We start from the raw sequence: 26,222 nt of genomic DNA on the forward strand, positions 1-26,222 counted from the left end.
CCTTGCGCCCATCGGCCCGGTGTCCTGCCACCGGTGCATGCGGCGTCGCCGATCAGGGCGTATGCGCGCGGCTGCTGGCACAGGGCTGATCTCGGTGCGTCCCGGCGCCTTGCGCCCATCGGCCCGGGGCCGCCCGGTGCGCCGGCCGCCCGTACACCCCGACCGCCAAGCGTGCCCGCGCCCAACGGCTCAGGGCCGGCCCGGGCGTTCACGCCCACCCGGCCAGTAGGTCCGGCCCCTCGGGGTACTCTCCGGGCATGCCGCACCGGAACCGTACGGACGACGCCGCCGTCACCATCGGGCCCCTCGATCTGCACGCCCGCGTCGACGAGGCCCTCGCCGTCCAGGCGTACGCCTTCGGCCTGAGCGACGAGGAGATCGCCGTACGCCGCCAGATCGTGCTGCGCCACATCACCTACGCCGGAGCCCGCGCCCTCGGCGCCACCACGGAGACCGGCCGTCTCGTCGGGTTCGTCTACGGCATGCCGAACGACCGCACCCACTGGTGGTCCACGGTCGTCGAGCCGTACCTGCGCGCCCACGGCCACGACCACTGGCTCGACGACTCCTTCGTCATCACCGAGCTGCACGTCCACCCCGGCTACCAGAACCGCGGCATCGGCCGCACCCTCATCACCACGATCACCGACGCCGCCGCACAGCCCCGCTCGATCCTCTCCGCGATCGACTTCGACAGCCCGGCCCGCGGCCTCTACCACTCCCTCGGCTACGACGACCTGGCCCGCCAGGTCCTCTTCCCGAGCGCCCCGAAGCCGTACGCGGTGATGGGCGCCCCCCTCCCGCTGCGCCGCTGAACAAGAACCGATTTCCGGCCGCGCCCACCGCCCGGCTAACCTCCTGCCCATAACCCTTTCGTCGCAGGAGTCGAGAAATCATGGCCAAGGCCCAGGTCCAGCGCATGTCCCGCTTGATGGTGAAGACCCTGCGCGACGACCCGGCGGACGCCGAGGTGCTCAGCCACAAACTGCTGGTCCGCGCCGGTTTCGTGCGCCGCACCGCGGCCGGTGTCTGGTCCTGGCTGCCGCTCGGCCGCAAGGTCTACGCGAACGTCGAGCGCATCGTCCGCGAGGAGATGGACGCCATCGGCGCCCAGGAGGTCCTGCTCCCCGCGCTCCTGCCCAAGGAGCCCTACGAGGCGACGGGGCGCTGGACCGAGTACGGCGCCGAGCTGTTCCGCCTCAACGACCGCAGGGGCGGCGACTACCTCCTCGGCCCGACGCACGAGGAGATCTTCACCCAGCTGGTCAAGGACCAGTGCACGTCCTACAAGGACCTGCCGGTGATCCTCTACCAGATCCAGACGAAGTACCGCGACGAGGCCCGCCCCCGCGCCGGCATCCTGCGCGGCCGCGAGTTCCAGATGAAGGACTCGTACTCCTTCGACCTGACCGACGAGGGTCTCGCCGAGTCGTACGCCCTGCACCGCGCCGCCTACCAGCGCATCTTCGAGCGCCTCGGCCTCGACTACCGCATCTGCGCCGCGACCGCCGGCGCGATGGGCGGCTCCAAGTCCGAGGAGTTCCTGGCCCCGGCCGGAGCCGGCGAGGACACCTTCGCCGACTGCCCGAACTGCGACTACGCGGCCAACACCGAGGCGGTCACGTACGCCCTGAAGCCGGTGGACGCGGCCGACGCCCCCGCCCTCGAAGAGATCCCCACGCCCGACACCCCGACCATCGAGACGCTCGCCGCGCACCTCGGCGTCCAGGCGTCGGCCACGCTCAAGAACCTGCTGGTGAAGGTCGACGGCGAGATCGTCGCCGTCGGCGTCCCCGGCGACCGCGAGGTCGACCTGGACAAGGTCGAGGCGCACTTCGCCCCGGCCGCCGTCGAGCTCGTGACGGCCGAGGACTTCGAGGGCCGCGACGACCTCGTCCGCGGCTACGTCGGCCCGCAGGGCCTGGAGAAGGTCACCTACCTCGCCGACCCGCGCGTCGCCCCCGGCACCGCCTGGATCACCGGCGCCAACAAGGACGGCGTGCACGCGAAGAACGTCGTCGCGGGCCGTGACTTCGAGGTCTCCGAGTACGTCGATGTCGTGGTCGTCCAGGAAGGCGACCCGTGCCCGGCCTGCGGCACCGGCCTCAAGCTGGACCGCGCCATCGAGATCGGCCACATCTTCCAGCTCGGCCGCAAGTACGCCGACGCCTTCCAGCTCGACGTGCTCGGCCCGAACGGCAAGCCGGTCCGCGTCACCATGGGCTCGTACGGCATCGGCGTGTCGCGCGCCGTCGCGGCCCTCGCCGAGCAGCACGCCGACGACAAGGGCCTCATCTGGCCCGAGGAGATCGCCCCGGCCGACGTGCACGTCGTCGCCGCCGGCAAGGCCCTCCAGACGGAGCTGGCCCTGGAGGTCTCCGACAAGCTGGCCGCGGCCGGCGTCCGCGTCCTGGTCGACGACCGCCCCGGCATCTCCCCGGGCGTGAAGTTCACCGACTCCGAGCTGATCGGTGTGCCGAAGATCCTGGTCGCGGGCCGCCGCAGCGCCGACGGAGTCGTCGAGCTGAAGGACCGCCGCACCGGCGAGCGCGAGGAGCTCACGGTCGAGGAGGCCGTGGCCCGCCTCACCGCGTGAGCGAGAGTGCGTGAAGCGGCGCCCCGGATTCCTGAATCCGGGGCGCCGCCGTTCACCGCCTACGTCTCAGAGCCAGCCCGCGAACTCCAGCAGGTTCTCGCCGTCCCGCTCCCGCCCCACGCGCAGCGCCCGCACTCCGGACTCCACGGCCCGGAACAGCGTCCACCCGCGCAGCCGCTCCTGGTCCACGTCCAGGGACTCGGCGAGGCGCTTGACACGGCGGCGCGTGATGGCAGGGCCCGAGGGCGAGCCGATCAGGTCCTCGACCCGGTCGCGCACCAGCCGCGCCAGGTCGAAGGCGCACTCGCCGACGACCGGGTCCGGACCGACCGCCAGCCACGGCATCCGCTCGCCGGAGAGCACCTTGGACTGCCGGAACGTGCCGTGCAGCAACCGCAGTTCGGGCGGCGCGGCCACCAGCTCCTCGCGCGACTCAAGGGCCGCGTCGACCAGTGGAGCCACCTCGGGGAAAGCGTCCACGCTCGCCCGCATCGCCGTCGCCTGCCGGCCCGTGCGCTCGGGCACCGTCTCGCAGTTGCGCCCCGCCGGCGGCTCCGTCCACAACCGGCGCAGCGTGCCCGCCGCCTCGAGCAGCGCCTTCGCCTCGGGCAGCGTCCGCACGGAGACCTCGGGGTGCAGCCGCTCCAGGAGCAGTGCCCCGTCGTTGACCCCGGGATCCAGCAGGCGTACCGCCCCGAAGCCGTCCCAGTGCGTCAGCGCCGCCCGCTCCGCCTCCGGACGGAACCGCTCCGGCGCCAGCTTCAGCACCGCGGGCGCGCCGTCCGGCGCCCGGACATGGGCGATCAGACTGCTGCGGCCGCCGGGCACGTGAACCCGCTCGACGGTCACCTCGCGCCGGGCCGCGGCCTCGTCGAGCAGGGTCCCGGCCTGGCCGAGCCACGCCGAGGCCCCTTCGTCGCGCACTTCGCCGAGCGCGTTCACCAGCCGCTGCGGCGGTTCGAAAGCCATGCGCGAGGGGTTCCCTTCCAGAACTGCGCACCTACTGAATTCAGTAGGTGCTCACGTACGCGGAGTCGCCGAGGGCGAGGCGGAGGGCACCGCCGCCCGTTCGGCGAGCCCAGGGAAGGCTACGCTCCCGCCGCGCCACCGCACCGCACGGACCGCCGCCTCCCGCAGCGCGTCAGCCGCGCCCCGGCGCCGGTCGCCGCCGGCCGCCCGGACGAGGTCCGAGTACGCCCCGGCGACCTTGTCCTCGATGTCCGCCGCGAGCCGGGCCGCCGCGGCAGCGTCCGGCACCGGGAACGGCAGCGCGTACGCCCCCGCGGACTCCTCGGGGCTGCCGCCCAGGTCGCGTGCCGTGCGCCGCAGTTCGTCCCGGCGGGCGCGGTGCGCGTCGTAGGCGGACTTCGCCTCGGCCCGGCGACCCGCGCCGATCCGGCCGCCGACCACCCCGTACCCGTACACCGCCGCGTGCTCGGCGCGCAGCGCGGCCTGCACCGTCGCGAGCAGTTCGCTCTCGCTCATCCCCGTCAGCCCTCCGTCAGCAGATACGCGTGCCCGGCGCCGGCCGCCGCCACCGAGGCGAGCAGCCGCGCCTGTTCGGCGGGGGCGTTCAGCAGCGCCGTCATCCGCCGGTCCGACAGCGCCCGCTCGGCCGCCGCCAGCGCCTTCAGCACGTCCTTCTCGGCGACCGGCGGGGTGCTCGCCGAGGGGGCGAGCGCCGACGGCCGGGCCGCTCCGCCGAACGCCTTCACGTGCCGCTCGACCTCTTCGCGCAGCGGACCGAGCCGGGCCGCGAGGGATGGGAGCGCCGCGAGGGCCTGGTCGTACTGCCCCAGCAGATCCGCGCTCTCGCGGGCCGCCCGCGCCTTCAGCCTTCTCTCCTGCGAGAGCGAGGGCGCGCCCTGGGCGCCGTCGTCGCTGCCGTCCGTGCACCCGGTCAGCAACGCGGCCCCGGCCAGCGAGGCGAGCAGACTCCTACGGCGTGGCCCCCGATGGGACCGAGTGGTGAGCGGCACGGCGGTCGTCCTCGGCAGAAAGGTGCGGCGGGAATGCTCAGAAAGGTTTCGGCGCGGTCGAGACGGAGCGGCCGGTGATCACCGTACCGTCGCTCCTTCCTGGGTGGACGGCAACACCCCCTTGGACCGGATACCCTTTGACCTGACGCGCATGGAATGACGGCAAACCACAACAGCACACGCGGCCGAGGAGTCACCCGGATGAGCACGACCCAGAACGAGAGGCTGCGGGAACTACTGGAACCGCTCGTCGGCTCACAGGGGCTCGACCTCGAAGAGATCGAGATCGCCTCGGTAGGACGTAAGCGGGTGCTGCGTGTCGTCGTGGACTCCGATGAAGGAGCCGACCTCGACCGGGTCGCCGATGTGAGCCGCGCGCTCTCGGCGAAGCTCGACGAGACGGACGCCATGGGCGACGGTGAGTACGAGCTGGAGGTCGGGACCCCTGGCGCCGAGCGCGCCCTCACCGAGCACCGCCACTACGTCCGCGCGTTGGACCGCCTCGTCAGGTTCCAGCTGACCGACGAGAGCGAGGTCGTCGCGCGCATCCTCGAAGTCGACGACGACGGACTCGACCTCGAAGTACCGGGCGTGAAGGGCCGTAAGGCCACCGCCCGACGGCTCGGCTTCACGGACATCGCCAAGGCGCGCGTCCAGGTCGAGTTCAACCGCAAGAACAAGAACGAAGAGAACGAAGAGGAGGCGTAGCCGTGGACATCGACATGAGTGCCCTGCGGGGTCTGGTGCGGGAGAAGGAGATCTCCTTCGACCTGCTGGTCGAGGCGATCGAGTCGGCCCTCCTCATCGCCTACCACCGCACCGACGGGAGCTTCCGCCGCGCACGCGTGAAGCTGGACCGCGAGAGCGGCCATGTGACGGTGTGGGCGACGGAGGACCCGGCGGACCTCGAAGAGGGCCAGGAGGCCAAGGAGTTCGACGACACCCCGTCCGACTTCGGCCGTATCGCCGCCACCACCGCGAAGCAGGTCATCCTGCAGCGGCTGCGCGACGCCCAGGACGACGCGACGCTCGGCGAGTACGCGGGCCGCGAGGGCGACATCGTGATGGGCGTGGTCCAGCAGGGCCGCGACCCGAAGAACGTGCTGGTCGACATCGGCAAGCTCGAGGCGATCCTCCCGGTGCAGGAGCAGGTGCCGGGCGAGGAGTACCAGCACGGCATGCGGCTGCGCTCGTACGTCGTCCGCGTCGCGAAGGGTGTGCGCGGTCCGTCCGTGACGCTGTCGCGTACGCACCCGAGCCTGGTGAAGAAGCTCTTCGCGCTGGAGGTGCCGGAGATCGCCGACGGTTCCGTCGAGATCTCCGCCATCGCGCGTGAGGCGGGTCACCGTACGAAGATCGCCGTGCGTTCGACGCGCAGCGGGCTCAACGCCAAGGGCGCGTGCATCGGCCCCATGGGCGGTCGCGTGCGCAACGTGATGGGCGAGCTGAACGGCGAGAAGATCGACATCGTCGACTGGTCGGACGACCCGGCGGAGATGGTGGCCAACGCGCTGTCCCCGGCCCGTGTCTCCAAGGTCGAGGTCGTCGACCTCGCGGCCCGCTCGGCCCGTGTGACGGTCCCCGACTACCAGCTCTCCCTCGCCATCGGCAAGGAGGGGCAGAACGCCCGCCTCGCGGCCCGGCTGACCGGCTGGCGCATCGACATCCGCCCGGACACCGAGCAGGGCGGGGAATAAACCCGGGCGCTCCGCGCTTGGTTCACGACAGCATGTGACGAGAAACAGCCGTTCGATTTGTGCCCCGTAGGGGTGAGGTCGATACGGGGAGGTAGACTAAAGGGTGTCTGGCCGGACGCATGCCCGCGCATGCCCTGAGCGAACCTGTGTGGGATGCCGGGAGCGAGCGGCCAAGAGCGATCTGCTGCGGATCGTGGTGATCGAGGGCCGATGCGCCCCCGATGATCGCGGTACGCTTCCCGGCCGGGGTGCCTACGTGCACCCCGCCCTGGTCTGTCTCGACCTGGCGGTCCGCCGCCGGGCGTTCCAGCGGGCGTTCAAGGCTCCTGGACCGTTCGACACGGAGGCGCTTCGCCACCGAGTCGGGCAGGCAACACCGTAAGAAGCGCCGCACGGAACCCCTGTGCGGCCCTGGTACCCCGCGAGTTGGAAGTAGGTCGAGATTGCGATGAGCACTCGATGAGCACGCGATGAGTACGCCCATGAAGTAGCGACGGTCCGGCGTAACCCGGACCTAAAAGGAGCGAAGTGGCTAAGGTCCGGGTATACGAACTCGCCAAGGAGTTCGGCGTAGAGAGCAAGGTCGTCATGGCCAAGCTCCAAGAACTCGGTGAATTCGTACGTTCGGCGTCCTCGACGATCGAGGCGCCGGTAGTACGCAAATTGACTGACGCCCTGCAGCAGGGCAACGGCGGCAAGCCCGCCGCCAAGAAGGCCGCGCCCGCGAAGCCCGCGGCGCCGCGTCCCACCCCTTCCCCCGCGCAGGCCGCGAAGCCTGCCGCCCCGCGCCCGCCGGCCCCGAAGCCGGCCGCCGCGGAGCAGGCCGAGGCTCCGGCCCCGGCCGCGACCCCGGGTCCGCGTCCGACCCCCGCCCCGAAGCCGGCCCCCAAGCCCGCTTCGCCGGCGCCGGCCGCGCCCGAGTTCACGGCGCCCCCCGCGGCTCCCGCCGCCCCGGCCGCTTCGTCGGCCCCGGCTGCGAGCGGACCGCGTCCGGGTGCCCGTCCCGGCGCCCCCAAGCCCGGTGGCCGTCCGGCCCCCGCGCAGGGTGGCCAGGGCCAGGGCCAGGGCCGTGGCGACCGCGACAACCGTGGTGGCGAGCGCGACAACCGTGGTGGCGACCGCGGTGACCGTCAGGGCGCTCCGCGCCAGGGCGGCCAGGGCGGCGCCCCCCGTCCGGGAGGTGCCCGTCCCGCGGGTCCCCGCCCCGGCAACAACCCCTTCACCTCTGGTGGCTCCACCGGCATGGCGCGCCCGCAGGCGCCCCGTCCGGGTGGCGCCCCGCGTCCCGGCGGCCAGGGTGCCCCGGGCGGTCCGCGCCCGCAGGGTGGCGGCCAGGGTGGTCCCCGTCCGCAGGGTCAGGGCGGCGCCCGTCCGACCCCGGGCGGCATGCCTCGTCCGCAGGGCGGCGCGGCCGGTCCGCGCCCCGGCGGTGCCCCTGGTGGTAACCGTCCGAACCCGGGCATGATGCCGCAGCGTCCCGCCGCGGGCCCGCGTCCCGGTGGTGGCCCCGGCGGTGGCCGTGGTCCCGGTGGCGGCGGTCGTCCGGGTGGCGGCGGCGGTCGTCCCGGTGGCGGTGGCGGCGGTTTCGCCGGTCGTCCCGGTGGTGGCGGCGGTGGCGGTTTCGCCGGTCGTCCCGGTGGTCCCGGTGGCGGTGGCGGCGGTTTCGCCGGTCGTCCCGGTGGCGGCGGCGGTGGCCGTCCCGGCTTCGGTGGACGTCCCGGCGGCCCGGGTGCCCGTGGTGGCACGCAGGGTGCGTTCGGCCGTCCCGGCGGGCCCGCCCGTCGTGGTCGCAAGTCGAAGCGTCAGAGGCGCCAGGAGTACGAGGCCATGCAGGCCCCGTCGGTCGGCGGCGTCATGCTGCCTCGCGGCAACGGACAGACCGTCCGCCTGTCGCGCGGTGCGTCCCTCACCGACTTCGCGGAGAAGATCAACGCCAACCCGGCGTCGCTCGTCGCCGTGATGATGAACCTCGGCGAGATGGTCACTGCCACGCAGTCCGTCTCCGACGAGACCCTCCAGGTGCTCGCGGGCGAGATGAACTACGTCCTCGAGGTCGTCAGCCCGGAGGAGGAGGACCGCGAGCTGCTCGAGTCCTTCGACATCGAGTTCGGCGAGGACGAGGGCGGCGAGGACATGCTCGTCTCGCGTCCGCCGGTCGTGACCGTCATGGGTCACGTCGACCACGGTAAGACCCGCCTCCTCGACACCATCCGCAAGACGAACGTCATCGCGGGCGAGGCCGGCGGCATCACCCAGCACATCGGCGCGTACCAGATCGCGACCGAGGTGAACGGCGAAGAGCGCAAGATCACCTTCATCGACACCCCGGGTCACGAGGCGTTCACCGCCATGCGTGCGCGTGGTGCGAAGTCGACGGACATCGCGATCCTCGTGGTCGCGGCGAACGACGGCGTCATGCCGCAGACGATCGAGGCGCTGAACCACGCCAAGGCGGCCGACGTGCCGATCGTGGTCGCGGTCAACAAGATCGACGTCGAGGGTGCCGACCCGACCAAGGTGCGCGGTCAGCTCACCGAGTTCGGTCTGGTGGCCGAGGAGTACGGCGGCGACACGATGTTCGTCGACATCTCCGCCAAGCAGGGCGAGAACATCGAGTCCCTGCTCGAGGCCGTGGTCCTGACCGCGGACGCCTCGCTCGACCTGCGGGCCAACCCGGAGCAGGACGCGCAGGGTATTGCGATCGAGTCGCACCTCGACAAGGGCCGCGGTGCCGTGGCGACCGTCCTCGTCCAGCGAGGCACGCTGCGGGTCGGCGACACGATGGTGGTCGGCGACGCGTACGGCCGTGTCCGCGCGATGCTCGACGACAAGGGCGAGAACGTCGAGGAAGCGGGTCCCTCGACCCCTGTCCTCGTGCTCGGTCTCACCAACGTCCCGGGTGCCGGCGACAACTTCCTGGTGGTGGACGAGGACCGTACGGCCCGTCAGATCGCCGAGAAGCGTGCCGCTCGTGAGCGCAACGCCAACTTCGCTCGCCGTGGCATCCGGTTCTCCCTGGAGAACCTGGACGAGGCCCTCAAGGCCGGTCTGGTGCAGGAGCTCAACCTCATCATCAAGGGCGACGCGTCCGGTTCGGTGGAGGCTCTCGAGTCCTCGCTGCTCCAGCTCGACGTCGGCGACGAGGTCGACATCCGCGTCCTGCACCGCGGTGTGGGTGCGGTCACCGAGTCCGACATCAACCTGGCGACCGGCTCCGACGCCATCGTCATCGGCTTCAACGTCCGGGCAGCCGGCCGTGCGCAGCAGATGGCGGAGCGCGAGGGCGTCGACGTCCGGTACTACTCGGTGATCTACCAGGCCATCGAGGAGATCGAGGCGGCCCTCAAGGGCATGCTCAAGCCGGAGTACGAGGAGGTCGAGCTCGGCACGGCGGAGATCCGCGAGGTCTTCAAGTCGTCCAAGCTGGGCAACATCGCCGGTGTGCTCGTCCGGTCCGGCGAGGTCAAGCGCAACACCAAGGCGCGCTTGCTGCGCGATGGCAAGGTCATCGCGGAGAGCCTCAACATCTCCGGTCTGCGTCGCTTCAAGGACGACGTCACCGAGATCCGCGAAGGGTTCGAGGGCGGTATCAACCTCGGCAACTTCAACGACATCAAGGTCGACGACGTCATCGCGACGTACGAGATGCGCGAGAAGCCGCGCGGCTGATCCACGCAGTAAAGGTTCGGGGCCGGTCGGCGGGACTTATATCCGTCGATCGGCCCCGGCCGTTGCGTGTACGGTTTCCGTATCGGCGTAACGAGAGTGCGCCCATACGAACCCGAACCGGCGGGACATCCGGATACACACATGTATGTGGGGACTCTGTCCTTCGATCTGCTCCTCGGCGACGTTCACTCGCTGAAGGAAAAACGCTCCCTCGTTCGTCCGATCGTCGCCGAACTCCAGCGCAAGTACGCGGTGAGTGCGGCGGAGACGGGCAGCCAGGACCTCCACCGCAGGGCCGAGATCGGGCTCGCGGTGGTCTCCGGGGACACGGGACACCTCACCGACGTACTGGACCGCTGCGAGCGTCTGGTCGCCGGGCGGCCCGAGGTGGAACTGCTCTCGGTTCGACGCAGGCTCCACAGCGACGAAGACTGAAGCAACAAGCGAGACAGTTACTAAGGAGACGGACCAGTGGCCGACAACGCGCGCGCCAAGAGGCTGGCGGACCTCATCCGAGAGGTGGTGGCCAAGAAGCTGCAGCGCGGCATCAAGGACCCGCGGCTCGGCACCCACGTCACCATCACGGACACCCGCGTCACGGGTGACCTGCGGGAAGCGACCGTCTTCTACACCGTGTACGGGGACGACGAGCTGCGCGCCGAGGCGGCCGCCGGACTGGAGAGTGCCAAGGGCATTCTGCGCTCCGCGGTCGGCGCGGCGGCGGGCGTGAAGTTCACGCCGACCCTGACCTTCGTCGCGGACGCACTGCCCGACAACGCCAAGACCATCGAGGACCTCCTCGACAAGGCGCGGCAGTCGGACGAGAAGGTGCGCGAGACGTCCGCGGGCGCCGCGTTCGCCGGCGACGCGGACCCGTACCGCAAGCCCGAGGACGACGAAGCCGCCGACGACGAGACGGACGGCGACGCCTGAGCATGTCCGACCGCACCCCACCGCCCGACGGGCTTGTCATCGTCGACAAGCCGTCGGGCTTCACTTCGCACGACGTCGTGGCCAAGATGCGCGGGATCGCCAAGACCCGCCGCGTCGGCCACGCGGGCACCCTCGACCCGATGGCGACGGGTGTGCTCGTACTCGGCGTCGAGCGTGCCACCAAGCTCCTCGGCCATCTCGCGCTGACCGAGAAGGAGTACCTGGGCACCATCCGCCTGGGCCAGAACACCCTGACCGACGACGCCGAGGGCGAGATCACCTCGTCCACCGACGCGTCCGGTGTCCGGCGCGAGGCCGTCGACGCGGGCATCGCCAAGCTGACCGGCGCCATCATGCAGGTGCCGTCCAAGGTCAGCGCCATCAAGATCAAGGGCGTCCGCAGCTACAAGCGGGCACGGGACGGCGAGGAGTTCGAGATCCCGGCACGGCCGGTCACCGTCTCGTCCTTCGCCGTGTACGACGTCCGGGACGCGGTGGCCGAGGACGGTACGCCCGTGCTCGACCTCGTCGTGTCCGTGGTGTGCTCGTCCGGCACCTACATCCGGGCGCTCGCCCGGGACCTGGGCGCGGACCTCGGCGTCGGCGGGCATCTGACCGCGCTGCGCCGCACCCGCGTCGGCCCCTACAAGCTCGACTCGGCACGCACGCTCGACCAGCTCCAGCAGGAGCTGACCGTGCTGCCGGTGGGCGAGGCCGCGAACGTCGCGTTCCCCCGGTGGGACGTGGACGAGCGTCGCGGGAAGCTGCTCCTGAACGGCGTACGGCTGGACATGCCCGGCGAGTACGCGGAGCGGGGGCCGATCGCCGTGTTCGGCGCGGAGGGTCGATTCCTCGCGCTGGTAGAGGAGTCGAAGGGCAAGGCCAAGAGCCTGGCCGTGTTCGGCTGAGAGGCCGGCGCCTATACGGTGGAGCGGCGGTTGTCCGGTCTCTGGGTGGCCGCCGCTCCACGTTCCCCCTTGTTCCCCTCCTATGGTCTATCCGCCACGCCCGCTGAGTTCACCCCTTCGGGCAGGCGCTCGGAGTGAAGCGGGGGAGCGGAAGGGGGCGCGTTCGCCTCGGGTCCTGTCCAGCTGATCATCGCGCGCCTACCGTCGAGGTCACGGGGCGTGGCGGAGAGCGGCAGGAGGGGCGCGGCATGGTGGATCCGCCTCTGGTTCGGATCTGTGATCTGGCCGGGCGGCCGCGCGGCACGGGGTTCGTCGCGGACGACCAAGGGACCGTCGTCACCAGTCATGAGGCGGTGGACGGACTCGGGCGCGTGGTGCTGCACGCGCCGGGCGGTGCGACCTGCGTGGTGGGCCCCGAGTCGGTCGTCGAACTGCCCGCCGTGGATCTCGCGCTGGTGCGCACCGAGGGGCTCGGCGCCGCGCCCCTGCCCGTCGCGGCGGTCGGCCCCGCGGAGGAGGGGGCATACGTACGGATCGCCGCCGCCGGATGGCGCGAGGCCCGCGTGCTCGGGCACGTGGACGTGACGTACACCGCGACCGACCGCTTCCATCTGCTGGCGAACGCCATGGAGCTGGCGGTCGGGACCGCCGGGGCCGACGCGCTGCGGCTCGGCGGCGGGGCCGCGGGCGGGCCCGTCCTCGACGCGGAGACGGGCGCCGTGGTCGCGGTCCTGGGGACCGCGCTGCAGGCCGCGCACCGGGCGGCCGGATTCGCGGTCCCGCTGCGCGCGGCCGCCGCCGCGGAACCGCGACTCGCCGCGCTGCTGGCACGCAACGCCGCCACCGTTCCCGCCTACGGCGCCGAGCTGAATCTCGCCGGGGTGCTGCACCTGACCGCCGTCTCGGTGGGCAGCGACGGCCCTGGCCACCCGGGCGTCGAGCCGGTCGAACGGCCGGATGTCGTACGGGAGTTGGCGGACTTCACGGCAGGCGGGGCAGCCGTGCTCGCGCTCGTCGGCGACCCCGGCAGCGGCCGTACGACCGAACTCGCGGCTTTCGCCGCACGGCGGGCCGGAGGCGGGAGCGCCGCGCCGACCCTGTGGCTGCGCGGCGCCGACCTGGGCGCCGACGACGCCTCGGTCTCGGACGCGGTGGCACGCGCCCTGGAGCGGGCCGGACGGATCGTGGCCGCGTCCCGGGACACCGAGGCGGGCGAGCTGGGGGACATCTCGCCGGAGCGCGTCGCCGACGTCGCCCGCGCCGCCGGGCAGCCACTCGTGCTGCTGCTCGACGGGCCCGAGGAGATGCCGCCCGTGCTCGCGCACCGGCTCGCCGCCTGGTCGCGGGAGACCGAGCGCGGGCTGACGGCCTCGGGGGTGCGGCTCGTCGTGGCGTGCCGCGCGGAGTACTGGGAGCAGGCCGGGGCCCTGTTCGACGCCGACGTGCTGCACGGGCGGGCCGGCCGGCTGCCCGCGTGCGTACGGGTCGGGGATCTGCCGCCCGAGCAGGCGCGGCGGGCGCGCGAGCGGTTCGGGATCCCCGAGGACGCGCTCGCGCCGAGGGACGCGGAGCATCCGCTCGCCCTGCGGCTGCTGAGCGAGGTCGGGGCGGCGCTGCCCGGCAAGGTGGCCGGGCGCCCCGACCGCGACGAGGTCTTCGCGGCGTACCTGGACCTGATGTGCCTGCGGGTGGCGGTGCGGCTCGCCGTCTCGGGAGGCGTGCGGGGCAGCGGCGTGCGGCGGCTCGCGGCACGCGTGTCCGGGCAGCTGCACGAGGCGGCGCGGCGCAGCCTGGGTCCGGGACAGGGGGAGTTGGACCGGACGACCTTCGAGGAGCTGTTCCCGTGGGGGACGCGCGGCGGGGTGAGCGGGTGGGCGTCGGCCGTGCTCGCGGAGGGCGTGCTGGTGCCCGCGGGGGTCGGGTACCGCTTCGCGCACGAGGAAGTGGCCGACTGGATACAGGGGATGCACCTGGATCTGGACGCGGCCCTGGACGCGCTGGTGTTCCGGCGGCGGGGCGGCGTGGGATCGGTACCGGTACCGCGGCACCGCGCGGGGCCCGTGGTGCGGGCGCTGCTGCTGGTCGAGCGGCAGCGCGGCACGGAGGAACTCGCCGTGCGTCTGCGGGAGTTGTCCGGCCGGCTCGGCTCGCCCGAGGCGACGGGGAGCGCCGGAGAAGCGGGCCGGTGGGCCTCGCACCTGGTCAGTGAGGCACTGCTGCGCGTCCGCGATGTGACCGCCTATGTGACCGTCCTCGAAGAGCTCGCCGACCGCGGCGCCTTCGGACCCTGGTTCTGGACGGCGCTGCCCGTCGACGACGACCTCCGGTTCGAGCTGCTGCGGCGCCTCGTCGTGCACGATGCGCGGGAGGAGGGCGGGCGGTATCTCGATGCCGTCGCCGAGGTCCTCGCCGCCGGGCCGGGGCGGGCCCAGCGGCTGCTCACCCGGTGGTTCGACGACGAGCGGCCCCTGCCCGCGCGGCCCGACGCCACCGTGGCGACCGCCGCGCAGGCACTGCTCCACACCCACCGGCACCGGGCCGTCGACGGCCTCGTCGAGGCGCTCGTCGACTGCGCGCACCCGCGGGCCGACGAACTGCTCGCCGCCCTCGCCGACGAGGAGCCGTCCGCGCTGTGCCGGGCCGTCGACCGGTGGGCGCACGACGAGCGGCCCGCGCGGCACGTGGCGGCCGCGGCGTACGGGCCCCGGGCGGCCGTCCGGGCGACGAACGACGCCGACCGCGGACTGCTGCGGTACGCCGCGCTCGCCCTGCTGGCCCGCCCCTCCGACGCCACGCTGCACGGCGCCGCGCTCGCCCTGCTCGTACGGGATCCGCAGTCGCGGTCCGGGTATCTGGGGCGGGCCCTGCGGCAGTTCGTCGCCGGCGATGTGCAACTGCCCGCGGCAGCGCTGGCCGCGGCTCTCAGTACGCACCCCGAGGCGGTGTTCACGGCATTCCAGGCCCGGCTTCAGGAGCCGGGCACCGGTGTCGGCGAGCTGCTGCGCACCCTCGCGGACATCACGACGCCCGCCCTGGCCCGGCGCGCGGCCGGGCTCGTGAAGGAGCTGGCGCAGACCGCGCCCGAGACCGCGGCCGGGCACGTGGCCGCGTTCGTCGACCGGCGCCTGGAGCAGGGCCCCACCGCACGCGTCGTACTGTTCCCGCTCGTCGTGGAGCTGCTGGGGTCCCGGTCCGTGGCCGTCCGCGCCGCGCTCGCGCCGGTCCTCGCCGCGCCCGGCACCGCCGCCTCGCGCGGGCCACGGGCCGAGCTGCTCGACGTCCTGCTCGGGCAGGAGCGGGACCCGGCCGTCCTGGGCGCCGTGCTGGACGCCGCCGCCCGGGGCGCGGTGCGGCGCGGGCAGCCCCGGACACGGGAGCTGGTGCACCGCACGGGGATGCTGCTCGTCCGTACGCCGGAGGGCGCCGCCTGCTTCGACCGGCGCCTGGTGGAACTCGCGCGGACCGTGCCGGGGTTCGCCGCGCCGGTGGCCCACTGGATCGCGGGCGCGCCCCAGGCGTGGGCCGCGCTGGTGGGACCGAGCGCCCGGCGGATGATCGAGAACCTGGCAGGGGTGCGGGTCCCCGCCTGACGCCGCCCGATGAGAGGCGCGGGCGGTCGGCATGGCACTCTTAGACCTGCGTAATCGGTATGGGACACAGAGATCGTCGGGACCGCCGAGGCCGCAGAGACCGCAGAGACGGATTCGTCGTACACAGGTTTGCGAGGAGCAATCACCGTGCAGCGCTGGCGTGGCTTGGAGGACATCCCCCAGGACTGGGGGCGCAGCGTCGTCACCATCGGCTCCTACGACGGGGTGCACCGCGGACACCAGTTGATCATCGGGCGCGCCGTGGAGCGCGCGCGTGAGCTGGGCGTTCCGGCGGTCGTCGTCACCTTCGACCCGCACCCCAGCGAGGTCGTGCGCCCCGGCTCGCACCCGCCGCTGCTCGCGCCGCACCACCGGCGCGCCGAGCTGATGGCCGAGCTGGGCGTCGACGCCGTGCTGATCCTGCCCTTCACCACCGAGTTCTCGAAGCTGTCGCCCGCCGAGTTCGTGGCGAAGGTCCTCGTCGACAAGCTGCACGCGCGCGTGGTCGTCGAGGGCCCCAACTTCCGCTTCGGGCACAAGGCCGCGGGCAATGTCGACTTCCTCGCCGAGCAGGGCGGGACCTACGACTTCGAGGTCGAGGTCGTGGACCTGTACGTGAGCGGTGCCGCGGGCGGCGGCCAGCCGTTCTCCTCCACCCTGACGAGGCGGCTCGTCGCCGAGGGCGACGTGGAGGGGGCCCGGGAGATCCTCGGCCGGCCGCACCGCGTCGAGGGCGTGGTCGTACGCGGCGCGCAGCGGGGGCGCGAGCTGGGCTTCCCCACCGCGAACGTGGAGACCCTGCCGCACACGGCGATCCCCGCGGACGGCGTCTACGCCGGCTGGCTGCACGTGAACGGCGAGGCGATGCCGGCGGCGATCTCCGTCGGGACGAACCCCCAGTTCGACGCGGTCGAGCGCACCGTCGAGGCGTACGCCATCGACCGGGTGGGCCTCGACCTGTACGGGCTGCACGTGGCCGTGGACTTCCTGGCGTTCGTGCGCGGCATGTCGAAGTTCGACTCGCTCGAGGAACTCATCGAGGCCATCGGCACCGACGTGAAGCGGTCCCGGGAGCTCGTCGAGGCCTACGAGGCGTAGGTGGCGTAGGTCACACTGCGGGCATGTCACGAACGGGCCCGCCTGTTCCGTCCGGTTGGTGCAAGCACTCACCACGGCACAGGGAGCCCGTCATGGAAGCTCGTTTGAACATGTTCGCCAGCAAGTCCGCCATGGGGTTCGTCAAGCGCCTCGTCGGGGCGAACATGCCGATCGCCGAATCGGGGCTGCCGGCCGCGACCCAGGAACTGGTGAAGATCCGCGCCAGCCAGATCAACGGCTGCTCGGGCTGTCTCGACATGCACACCAAGGAGGCCGCGGCCGCCGGGGAGACCTCGTCGCGGCTCAACCTGATCGCGGCCTGGCGTGAGGCCAAGGTGTTCACCGAGGCCGAGCGCGCCGCCCTCGAGGTGACAGAACAGGGCACGCGGCTCGCGGACGCGGCCGGTGGCGTCACGGACGAGGCCTGGGCGAACGCCGCCAAGCACTACGACGAGGACCAGCTCGGCGCGCTGGTCTGCCTGATCGCCAGCATCAACGCCTTCAACCGCCTGAACGTCATCGTCCAGCAGCCGGGTGGTGACTACGAGGTCGGCCAGGCGGCGGCGTTCCACAAGAGTTGAACCGCTCCGCTGGGGGCGGGGCGTGGCGCGGCGCGAGCAACCACAACGCACCCGCACCCGCCCCACCGGAGGAACCCCGCAGACGCTAGGGCGCGCCCTCAGCCACGCGTGCCCGAGCCCAATGACAGGCCACCTGAGACCCGGCTCCACCGGAAAGCACCGGCAGATCCTCGTTCCGGCAGGCGTCGGAGACACCCGCCCGCTCGGCCTCCCCGCTCGCAAGGATCTGACAGCGCGCGTGGAACCGGCAGCCGCCAGGAATCCGCGAGGGGTCCGGCGGCTCGCCGGTCAGGACCACCGGCTCGCCGGGGGCCTCCGGCAGCACCGACAACAGGGCCTGGGTGTACGGGTGCCGGGGTGAGGTCAGGACCTCCTCCACGGCGCCCGTCTCCACGATCCGGCCCAGGTACATCACCGCCACCCGGTCCGCGATGTTCCAGGCCAGGCCCAGGTCGTGCGTGACCACGAGCGCGGACAGCCCCAGTTCGTCGCGCAGCTTCAGCAGCAGCGCCAGGATCTCGCCGCGCACCGACGCGTCGAGGGACGCCACGGGCTCGTCCGCCACGATGAGTTCGGGCTCCAGGACCAGCGCGCCCGCGATGACGACGCGCTGGCGCTGCCCGCCGGACAGCTCGTGCGGATAGCGCAGGAAGAAGCGTTCCGGAGGCCGGAGTCCCGCCCGGGACAGGGCGTTCGCGACGGCCTCGCGTTCATCGCCCGCGTACCCGTGGATGCGCAGGCCCTCCGCCACCGCGTCGTACACGGTGTGCCGCGGGTTGAGCGAGCCGCTCGGGTCCTGCAGCACCAGCTGCACCCGCTTGCGGTACGCCTTCAGCGCGCGGGACCCGTAGTTGAGCGGCTCCCCGGCGAAGGTGACCTTTCCCGACGACGGCCGTTCGAGCCCGAGCAGCGTGCGTGCCAGGCTCGTCTTGCCGCAGCCCGACTCGCCGACCAGGGCCACGATCTCGCCCGGCGCGATGTCCAGGTCGACGCCGTCCACGGCCCGCGCCTCGGCGGCGCCGCGCCGCCCGGGGAACGTCACTTTCAACTGGTCCGCGGACAGCAGGGTCCGAGTCTCCGTCATGCCGTGGTGCTCCTTGCCTCGACGTCCGACGCCTCTGCCCCGCCCGATACGTGGACACAGGCTGCCCGGCGCCCGGCCCCCGCGTCCCGCAGCGCCTGGTCCTCGACGGCACACACATCGAGGGCCACCGGACAGCGCGGGTGGAACGTGCAGCCCGAGGGCAGCGCGGAGGGATCCGGCGGATCGCCGGGCAGGCCGCGCGGCGCGAACCGGGACGCCGGGTCGCCGATCGTCGGGAACGCCGCCGACAGGGCGTTCCCGTAGGGGTGCAGCGCGTTCTCGTAGACCTGCGCCGCCGGGCCCTCCTCGACGACGCGGCCCGCGTACATCACCGCGAGCCGGTCGCAGGTGTCGGAGAGGACCGCCAGGTCGTGGCTGATCATGATGAGTCCGAGGTCCTGTTCCGTCACCAACTGCTCGATCAGGCGCAGGATCTGGGCCTGGATCATCACGTCGAGGGCCGTCGTCGGCTCGTCCGCGATGATCAGCTCCGGGTCGCAGGCGAGCGCCATCGCGATCATCACGCGCTGGCGCTGACCGCCAGAGAGCTCGTGCGGATACGCCGCCGCGCGCGCCGCGGGCAGTCCTACGTGTTCCAGCAGCTCGGCGACCTTCTTCTTCGCGCCCGCCTGCGTCGCCTTCTTGTGCAGCAGGATGGGCTCGGCGATCTGGTCGCCGACGCGGTGCACGGCGTTGAGCGAGTGCATCGCGCCCTGGAAGACGATGGAGGCACCGGCCCAGCGCACCGCGCGGACCCGGCCCCACTTCATCGTCAGGATGTCCTCGCCGTTGAGCAGGATCTCGCCGGTGACCTTGGTCCCGGCGGGCAGCAGCCGCAGCAGCGCGAGCGCGAGCGTCGACTTGCCGCAGCCCGACTCGCCCGCGATGCCGAGCTTCTGGCCCGCGTCGACGGACAGGTTCACGCCGCGGACGGCCTGCGCCCCGCCGGCGTAGGTCACGTTCAGGTCGTTCACCTGAAGCAGCGTCATGACCGGGCCCCCAGTTTCGGGTTGAGCACGGCCTCGATCGCGCGGCCGCACAGGGTGAAGGCGAGGGCCACGACGGCGATGGCGATGCCGGGCGGGGCCAGGTACCACCAGTCGCCCGCGCTGACGGCGCCCGCCTCGCGCGCGTCCTGGAGCATGCCGCCCCACGAGGTGATGGTCGGGTCGGACAGGCCGAGGAAGGCGAGCGTCGCCTCGGTCAGGATCGCGGACGAGATGATCATGGTGGTCTGGGCGAGTACCAGCGGCATCACGTTCGGCAGCACGTGCCGGGTCATGATGTGGCCGTGGCCGCCGCCCAGGGCGCGGGAGCGCTCGATGTACGGCCGCGACTCCACGGCCAGGGTCTGGGCGCGCACGAGCCGGGCCGTCGTCGGCCACGTCGTCACACCGATCGCGATGATCACCGTCCACATGGAGCGGTCCATCACCGTGGCGAGCGCGATGGCCAGGACCAGCGTCGGCATCACCAGGAACCAGTCCGTGATCCGCATCAGCACGGTCGAGTACCAGCCGCGGAAGTGCCCCGCGACGATCCCGATGACCGTGCCGATCGCCACGCACAGGAACGCCGCGAGCAGGCCCACGGTGAGCGAGACCCGGGCCCCGTACACCAGGAGCGCGAGCACGCTGCGGCCGAACTGGTCGGTGCCGAGCGGGAATTCACCGCTCGGTCCCTCCAGCGGGCCACCGGGCGCGTCCGTCACGCTCTGCGCGTCCGAGCCGACCAGGGCCGGCGCGAACACGGCGATGAGCGCGATCAGAATCAGCAGGCCGAGGCCCCACAGACCGCTGCGGTGCGCACGGTACGTACGCCAGAAGCGGGCCAGGGACTGGCGCTTGCGGGCCCGCGCGAGCGCCCGCGGATTGCCCGTCTTCGTGACGGGAGCGGTGTCGGTCGTCATCGGCCCACCCTCGGGTCGAGCAGCGGATAGAGGATGTCGGCGAGGGTGTTCGCGAGGATCACCGCGGTGGCGAAGACGAAGAACAGGCCCTGGACGAGCGGGAGATCGGGCACGGACAGAGCCGAGTAGAAGAGCCCGCCGAGGCCCGGCCAGGAGAAGACAGTCTCGACGAGGATCTGACCGGCGACCACGTGCCCGAGGTTCACGAACATCAGCGTGAACGTGGGCAGCATCGCGTTCGGCACCGCGTGCTTGCGGCGCACCACGTCGTCCCGCAGCCCCTTGGCGCGCGCGGTCGTCAGGTAGTCGCTGCCCATCTCGTCGAGCAGCGAGGAACGCATGACGAGCAGCGTCTGCGCGTACCCGACCGCGACGAGCGTGATGACCGGGAGGATCAGATGGTGCGCCACGTCGATGACGTACGCGAAGCCGGTCTCGCCGCCCGATTCGAGGCCACCGGTCGGGAACATGCCGGGGATCGGCCCGATGCCCACCGCGAAGACGATGATCAGGAGCAGCCCGAGCCAGAACGACGGGATCGAGTAGAGGGTCAGCGCGAACGCCGTGTTGAAGCGGTCGCTGCGCGAACCGTTGCGCCACGCCGTGCGCGTCCCCAGCCAGATGCCGAGCGCCGAGTACAGGACGTACGCCGTGCCGGTCAGCAGGAGCGTCGCCGGGAGCGCGTCGGCGATCTTGTCGATGACGGGGGTGTGGAACTGGTACGAGGTGCCGAAGTCGCCGGTGAGCGCGTCCCCGATGTACGACGTGAACTGCTTCCACATCGGCTGGTCGAGGCCGAACTGGTGACGCAGGTTCTCCAGTTGCTGCTCGGAGACCCGCTTGCCGCCGGTCATCTGCTTGACCGGGTCGCTCGGGATGAGGCGGAAGAGGAAGAAGCTCGTGACGAGGACGGCGAAGAGCGAGACGATCGCGCCCGCGATCTTCGCCGCCGCGTACTGGAGGTACGCCTTGGTGTTGCGGGCCCGTGGGCCGCGGGCGCCCGGCGACGCCCCGGCCGGGAAGGCCGGATCGCCGTCGGACGCGTCCGCGGACCGCACGAGCGCGGGAGTGCTGTCAGCTGTCATGGTTCCTGCGAACTCTCGTTACTCGTGCGGGTGTTGACCGTTCGTAGGAAATGACTACTCGCGGTCGTCCGCCGTGGTCCTTCGCCGCCTGGCGAAGAAGACGCCGCCGCCGATGACGACGAGCGCGGCGATGACGATCCCGATCACGAGGCCGGTGGAGGAACCGGACGAGTCCGAGTCGCTGCTCGACGCGGAGGCGGGCTCGGCCGACCACCAGCTCCAGTACCCGTCCTGGCCGTAGATGTTGCCGGCCGCGGTGGGCATCGTCTGGATGGACTTGATCTGGTCCGTGCGGTACGCCTCGACCGCGTTCGGGTACGCCATGACATTCATGTACCCGGAGTCGTACAGCCACGACTCCATCTGCTTGACGTAACCGGCACGCTTGGCCGGGTCGTACTCGGCGAGCTGCTTGTTGTAGAGCTCGTCGTACGTCTTGTCGCAGATGCCGTTGTCGGTGGCCGCGGTCTCCCGCGCCTTGGTGGGCAGAGCGGCGCAGGTGTGGATGCCGAGGACGAAGTCCGGGTCCGGGTTGACCGACCAGCCGTCGAAGGCGAGGTCGTACTCACCCGCGTACCAGGGCACGGAGACGTCGTCGACGCAGTTGAGCTTCAGGCCGACGCCGATCTTGCCCCACCACTCCTTGAGGTACTTGCCGACCGCCTTGTCGTTCGGGTCGGTCGCGTGGCACAGCATGCGGAAGTCGAGCGGCTTGCCGTCCTTGCCGACGCGCTTGCCGTCCTTGAGCGGGTAGCCCGCCTGGTCCAGCATCTTGCCCGCGGCCGTCGCGTCGTACGTCAGCTTCTGACTGTCCGAGGGCTGCCAGAAGTACTCCGAGAAGCGCGGCGGGATGTACCCCGCGCCCTGCACGGCGTGGCCCTGGAAGACCTTGTCGACGATCGTCTTCGTGTCGACCGCGCGGAACAGCGCCTGGCGCACCTTCTGGTCGAGCAGCGCCTTGTTGCCGTCGCCGAACTTCTTGCCGTCCTTGGTCTGCCAGCCCGGATTCACCGCGATCGCGTAGAAGCGACGGCCCGGGCCCTCGTTGACCTTGATGTTCTTCTCGCCCTTGAGCGACGCCGCCTGGGCGGGCGTCAGCGCGGGGGAGCCGGCGACGAAGGAGACCTCGCCCTTGCGCAGGGCGGCGACCGCGGCGTCCTGGTCCTTGTACGTCTTGAAGACGATTTCGTCGAACTGCGGCGTCTTCGACTTGCGCCAGAAGCTCTTGTTGACCTTCAGCTTCACGTACTGGTCGGTCTTGTAGTCGGTCAGCACGAACGGACCGTTGCCGACGACCGGGAACTTCTCGTCGTTGTTGAACTTCGAGTAGTCCTTGACGTCCTTCCAGATGTGCTCCGGCACGATCGGGACGTCGAGCGCCGTCATCGTCGCCTGCGGCTTCTTCAGATCGATGACGAGCCGGGTGTCACTCGGTGCGGTGACCTTCTTGAAGTTGCTGACGAACGAGCCGTTGGCGGTCGCCGCGCCCTCGTCGGTCATCATCTTGTTGAACGTGAAGGCCGCGTCCTTCGCGGTGGCCTTCTGGCCGTCCGACCACTTCGAGTTCGACCGAATGGTGTACGTCCACGTCAACTTGTCGGACGAGGATTTCCACTCGGTGGCGAACCCCGGGATGACGTGATTGTCCTTCGGGTCGTAGTTGGTCAGGAACTCGTTCGTCAGGCGGAGGATGCTCGTACTGAGCAGGCGCTGCGCGAGGAACGGGCTCAGCGAGTCGACGCTCTGCGCGACCGCCACCGTGAGGGTCTTCTTGCCGCTGTCGGCCTTGGCCTGCGCCTGCTGCGGAGCCGGGTTCAGCGGCGTGGCCAGGCCCGCCGTCAGGGTGAAGGCAGCGGCACCGGCCGCGAGGAGGAGCCGCACGCCGCGGCGCCCGGGACGGGCCGTTCTGTGGTGCTTGTCTTGCTGAGCCTGTGTATCCATCGGTCGGGGACCTCACGCATCGCTCGCACAGCATGGCTGGACTCTGAGTTTTCAGGTGGAATGAAGTGTTGGTTTACCAGCGGCAGTTGACGCACGTCAACGGCAGGTGAACCCCATGTGGCCTGCGGAAATAACGAGTTGACCTGCATTTCACGCACATTGGTCGAGACCTCTGCCGCTTTGCAGGCCAGGGCGTGGCGCCGTAGCGCCCATAACGCGGAGATACGCTCCGGAACACACGAAAGGCCCGCACCGTCCAATGGTGCGGGCCTTTCGGGGAGTTGCCCCTACTGCTGTGGCGGCTGTTGCTGCCATGCCGGGGGCGGCCCCGGCTGCTGAGGTGGCTGCGGGGCCGGCTGCGCCGGTTGCTGACCGTGCGCCTGCGGCGGGGGCGGCGGCACCTGCCAGCCGGGCTGGGGACCCGGCTGCTGCGGCTGCGCGGGCGGCGGCGGACCCTGGGGCGGGCCCTGCGGCGGCATGCCCTGCTGCGGCGGGTACGGAGCCGGCGGCTGCTGGCCCGGGTACGGCTGCTGGCCGGGGTAGGGCTGCTGCCCCGGGTACTGCTGGCCGCCGGGCATCGGCGGGGCCATGGTGGGCGGCGGATTGCCGTCCGAGGTCCACAGGCCCTGCTGCTGCTGGGCGCGCGAGAAGTCCTCGGCGACCATCGCGGAGAGGTTGAAGTACGCCTCCCGCACCTTCGGCCGCATCATGTCGAGGTCGACCTCGGCGCCGGCCGACAGGTGCTCGTCGAACGGGACCACGACGACGCCGCGGCAGCGCGTCTCGAAGTGGCTGACGATGTCCTCCACCTTGATCATCTTGCCGGTCTCGCGAACTCCGGAGATGACCGTGATGGAGCGCGAGACGAGGTCGGCGTAGCCGTGCGCGGACAGCCAGTCCAACGTCGTACTGGCACTGCTCGCACCGTCCACGGACGGCGTGGAGATGATGATCAACTGGTCGGCCAGGTCCAGGACTCCGCGCATCGCGGAGTAGAGCAGGCCCGTGCCCGAGTCGGTCAGGATGATCGGGTACTGCTTGCCGAGCACGTCGATGGCGCTGCGGTAGTCCTCGTCGTTGAACGTCGTCGAGACCGCCGGGTCCACGTCGTTCGCGATGATCTCCAGGCCGGACGGCGCCTGCGAGGTGAACCGCCGGATGTCCATGTACGAGTGCAGATGCGGGATCGACTGCACCAGGTCGCGGATGGTCGCGCCGGTCTCGCGGCGCACCCGGCGGCCGAGCGTGCCCGCGTCCGGGTTGGCGTCGATCGCGAGGATCTTGTCCTGCCGCTCGGTCGCGAGCGTCGAACCCAGCGCCGTGGTCGTCGTCGTCTTGCCGACGCCGCCCTTGAGGCTGATCACCGCGATCCGGTAGCAGGACAGGACCGGCGTGCGGATCAGCTCCAACTTCCGCTGCCGCTCGGCCTCTTCCTTCTTGCCGCCGAGCTTGAAGCGCGCGTTGCCACCGCCGGGGCGGGTGCTCTTCGCCTTCTGCCGCTTGTTGTTGAGCAGCCGGTCCGCCGACAGCTCCACGGCCGCCGTGTAGCCGAGCGGGGCGCCGCCGACGTTCGTGGGCTGACGCTGGTCGTGCTGCACGGGCTGCGGCCAGGCGGCGCCGGTGCGCGGGTCCGCCGGGGCGGGCGGCTGCTGCGGAGCGGTGTACGGGGGCTGCGCTCCCGGCTGGGGCTGCTGCGGGGGGAAGCCGTAGCCGGCGCCCTGCTGTTGCTGCGGGGGCTGTGCCTGTGGCTGGGGGTACCCCGGCGCCGGGGGCTGCGGCTGCTGCTGCGGCGGGATCTGGGCCGGGGGCTGCTGCTGCGGTGGGGGGAAGCCGTAACCGGGCTGCGGAGCAGGGGCGTTGGGCGCGGGGTGGCCCTGGACCGGAGGCTGGGGCTGCGCCGGGGGCTGCGGGAAGCCGTAGCCGCTCTGGGGCGGGGTCTGCTGGGGCGCCGGCGGGGCGGGCGCCGCGGCAGCGGGCTGCGCGGGCCAGCCGGGCGGCGCGGCGGGGGGCTGCTGCGCCGCGGCGGGATCGGTCCACTGCGGGGCGGCGGGCGGCGCGGCCGGCTGGAACGCCGGCGGCAGCGGCGGGACACCGCCGTCCGGCGCGGGCGGGGGAGTCCAGGCCTCGGCGGGCGCGTTCGGTACGTCGCCGGTGGCTGCGGGTGGGGCCGTGGGCGGGGCCACGGGCGCGGCTTCGGGAACCGGGACCGGGGCGGCGGCAGCGTCGGGGGCGGCCGTGTCGGGGGCCGGGGCGGCGGGCTCCGCCTCGTCGTCCCCGTCCGGGTCCGCGGCGGCTTCCGGGGGCCCCGGGGTCTCCTCGCTCGCGGCGGTGTCCGCGGAGGCCAGGGCGAAGTCCGTGTCGGCAGAGGCCTCGGCGGGCTCGGCAGGCTCGGCGGCGTCGTCGCCGGAGGTGCCGTGCGTGTCCACCCAGGACCGCGGCGACTCATCGGGACCGGTACCGGTGTGGGTACCGGCGCTGGACGCGGGCGCGGACGCGGCGTCGGGGCTCTGTGCGGCGGTGTTCGGCGTTCCGGCGGTGCTCTGCTGCTCGTCGCGGGCGGCCAGCTCCGCGAACTCCCGCTTCAGCGAGGCCGCGGAGAACTTCATGGTCGCGCCGCTCTCCAGGTCCCCGTTCCCGGAACCGGAGTCCGGCTCGGGGGCGACGGGTGCCGCGGCGGCCGGGGGCGGAACCGGGGCCGGGTGAACGGGCGCGGGGGCCGGCGGCACCGGAGGCGCGGGCGGCTCGGGCGCGGCGCCGGACGCCGACGCGTTCTGCGTGTACCAGGCCGGCGGGGCGTAGTCGATGGTGAACTCGCCCGTCATCTCGACACTGGACTCCGCGTCGGACTGATCATCGACGGGTGAATCCCAGCCCCCGCGGATACCGTCCCGATCGCTGTTCACAATGCCTCCTGGTGTGGTCGAGCACCCTCGTGCCGTGCTGGGGGCCGACCGTTCCTGTTCGATCCGCCGGGCTGACCCCCTGGCCCCCTGACGCCAGCGGCACCCGCACACGAGTGCTCACAACACGTCCTGCCCCAGCCTAATCACGAAAACCACATGCACGGCAGGCCCGTCCACCCCGTCGCGGATGTCCGCTGCGTCACGTAGGGCCCGAGAGCGCCCGGACCTGCCGCGTACGTACACCAAAAC

Annotated in this window: 21 protein-coding genes; 12 read left to right on the forward strand and 9 right to left on the reverse strand. The window is 72.0% G+C overall.

From position 1 onward, the window contains the following. Positions 1–257 precede the first annotated feature (257 nt). Both AB0J02_RS27970 and AB0J02_RS27975 read left to right on the forward strand, forming a co-directional pair. A complete protein-coding gene (locus AB0J02_RS27970) occupies positions 258–815 on the forward strand; it encodes a GNAT family N-acetyltransferase (protein ID WP_363196535.1) in 558 nt (185 codons plus the stop codon). 80 nt (positions 816–895) lie between these two features. Further along, positions 896–2,596 (forward strand): proline--tRNA ligase, encoded by a 1,701-nt coding sequence (locus AB0J02_RS27975; protein WP_363196536.1) that lies wholly within the window; start codon positions 896–898, stop codon positions 2,594–2,596. Positions 2,597–2,662: 66 nt separating this feature from the next. Here the strand turns inward: AB0J02_RS27975 and AB0J02_RS27980 are convergent, their stop codons facing one another. From AB0J02_RS27980 to AB0J02_RS27990, 3 genes are read right to left on the reverse strand one after another with little or no spacing between them, the layout of a single operon-like run. Beyond that, positions 2,663–3,565 carry an aminoglycoside phosphotransferase family protein gene (locus tag AB0J02_RS27980; RefSeq protein WP_363196537.1) on the reverse strand — a complete coding sequence of 301 codons (903 nt, stop codon included), beginning with the start codon at positions 3,563–3,565 and terminating at the stop codon, positions 2,663–2,665. Positions 3,566–3,616: 51 nt separating this feature from the next. Continuing rightward, positions 3,617–4,081, reverse strand: a complete 465-nt coding sequence (locus AB0J02_RS27985) for a ferritin-like domain-containing protein (RefSeq protein WP_363196538.1) — start codon at positions 4,079–4,081, stop codon at positions 3,617–3,619. A gap of 5 nt (positions 4,082–4,086) precedes the next feature. Then, positions 4,087–4,575 carry a hypothetical protein gene (locus AB0J02_RS27990; protein ID WP_363196539.1) on the reverse strand — a complete coding sequence of 163 codons (489 nt, stop codon included), beginning with the start codon at positions 4,573–4,575 and terminating at the stop codon, positions 4,087–4,089. 201 nt (positions 4,576–4,776) lie between these two features. On the opposite strand from AB0J02_RS27990, the gene rimP reads away from it, so the two are divergent. The 10 genes from rimP to AB0J02_RS28040 all read left to right on the forward strand — a co-directional run bounded on the left by rimP (position 4,777) and on the right by AB0J02_RS28040 (position 17,051). After that, positions 4,777–5,283 carry a ribosome maturation factor RimP gene (gene rimP / locus AB0J02_RS27995; RefSeq protein ID WP_363196540.1) on the forward strand — a complete coding sequence of 169 codons (507 nt, stop codon included), beginning with the start codon at positions 4,777–4,779 and terminating at the stop codon, positions 5,281–5,283. 2 nt (positions 5,284–5,285) lie between these two features. Next, the gene (gene nusA, locus AB0J02_RS28000; RefSeq protein WP_363196541.1) at positions 5,286–6,272 is read left to right on the forward strand and encodes a transcription termination factor NusA; all 987 of its coding nucleotides are present in this window, start codon (positions 5,286–5,288) and stop codon (positions 6,270–6,272) included. A 103-nt stretch (positions 6,273–6,375) separates the two neighbouring features. Beyond that, entirely contained in the window at positions 6,376–6,654 is a 279-nt protein-coding gene (locus AB0J02_RS28005) for a YlxR family protein (RefSeq protein WP_363196542.1), read from the forward strand. Between the two features lie 146 nt (positions 6,655–6,800). Further along, positions 6,801–9,941 (forward strand): translation initiation factor IF-2, encoded by a 3,141-nt coding sequence (gene infB / locus AB0J02_RS28010; RefSeq protein ID WP_363196543.1) that lies wholly within the window; start codon positions 6,801–6,803, stop codon positions 9,939–9,941. A 141-nt stretch (positions 9,942–10,082) separates the two neighbouring features. Continuing rightward, on the forward strand, positions 10,083–10,376 hold the full coding sequence (locus tag AB0J02_RS28015; protein WP_019074817.1) for a DUF503 domain-containing protein: 294 nt from the start codon (positions 10,083–10,085) through the stop codon (positions 10,374–10,376). 36 nt (positions 10,377–10,412) lie between these two features. Continuing rightward, complete coding sequence (gene rbfA, locus AB0J02_RS28020) at positions 10,413–10,874, forward strand: 30S ribosome-binding factor RbfA (RefSeq protein WP_363196544.1); 462 nt, start codon at positions 10,413–10,415, stop codon at positions 10,872–10,874. A gap of 2 nt (positions 10,875–10,876) precedes the next feature. Then, complete coding sequence (gene truB / locus AB0J02_RS28025; RefSeq protein ID WP_363196545.1) at positions 10,877–11,782, forward strand: tRNA pseudouridine(55) synthase TruB; 906 nt, start codon at positions 10,877–10,879, stop codon at positions 11,780–11,782. A 248-nt stretch (positions 11,783–12,030) separates the two neighbouring features. After that, entirely contained in the window at positions 12,031–15,372 is a 3,342-nt protein-coding gene (locus AB0J02_RS28030; protein ID WP_363196546.1) for a trypsin-like peptidase domain-containing protein, read from the forward strand. A 147-nt stretch (positions 15,373–15,519) separates the two neighbouring features. Beyond that, entirely contained in the window at positions 15,520–16,470 is a 951-nt protein-coding gene (locus tag AB0J02_RS28035; protein WP_363196547.1) for a bifunctional riboflavin kinase/FAD synthetase, read from the forward strand. A 92-nt stretch (positions 16,471–16,562) separates the two neighbouring features. Next, complete coding sequence (locus AB0J02_RS28040; RefSeq protein ID WP_363196548.1) at positions 16,563–17,051, forward strand: carboxymuconolactone decarboxylase family protein; 489 nt, start codon at positions 16,563–16,565, stop codon at positions 17,049–17,051. 85 nt (positions 17,052–17,136) lie between these two features. On the opposite strand, the gene AB0J02_RS28045 is transcribed toward AB0J02_RS28040, so the two are convergent. From AB0J02_RS28045 to AB0J02_RS28070, 6 genes are all read right to left on the reverse strand, one after another. Next, positions 17,137–18,135, reverse strand: a complete 999-nt coding sequence (locus AB0J02_RS28045) for an ABC transporter ATP-binding protein (RefSeq protein WP_363196549.1) — start codon at positions 18,133–18,135, stop codon at positions 17,137–17,139. Next, a complete protein-coding gene (locus AB0J02_RS28050; RefSeq protein WP_363196550.1) occupies positions 18,132–19,124 on the reverse strand; it encodes an ABC transporter ATP-binding protein in 993 nt (330 codons plus the stop codon). Before AB0J02_RS28050 ends, AB0J02_RS28045 begins: the two co-directional genes overlap by 4 nt. Next, the gene (locus tag AB0J02_RS28055; RefSeq protein ID WP_363196551.1) at positions 19,121–20,044 is read right to left on the reverse strand and encodes an ABC transporter permease; all 924 of its coding nucleotides are present in this window, start codon (positions 20,042–20,044) and stop codon (positions 19,121–19,123) included. The genes AB0J02_RS28050 and AB0J02_RS28055 overlap by 4 nt, the downstream gene beginning before the upstream one ends. Then, positions 20,041–21,129, reverse strand: a complete 1,089-nt coding sequence (locus AB0J02_RS28060) for an ABC transporter permease (protein WP_363196552.1) — start codon at positions 21,127–21,129, stop codon at positions 20,041–20,043. The genes AB0J02_RS28055 and AB0J02_RS28060 overlap by 4 nt, the downstream gene beginning before the upstream one ends. A gap of 54 nt (positions 21,130–21,183) precedes the next feature. Then, positions 21,184–23,070, reverse strand: a complete 1,887-nt coding sequence (locus AB0J02_RS28065) for an ABC transporter substrate-binding protein (protein WP_363196553.1) — start codon at positions 23,068–23,070, stop codon at positions 21,184–21,186. Positions 23,071–23,357: 287 nt separating this feature from the next. Beyond that, a complete protein-coding gene (locus AB0J02_RS28070) occupies positions 23,358–25,973 on the reverse strand; it encodes an SCO5717 family growth-regulating ATPase (RefSeq protein WP_363196554.1) in 2,616 nt (871 codons plus the stop codon). Positions 25,974–26,222 lie beyond the last annotated feature (249 nt).

Origin of the sequence: Streptomyces sp. NPDC050264, from assembly GCF_040655895.1 — a bacterium.
In the GTDB taxonomy this organism is placed as follows: domain Bacteria; phylum Actinomycetota; class Actinomycetes; order Streptomycetales; family Streptomycetaceae; genus Streptomyces.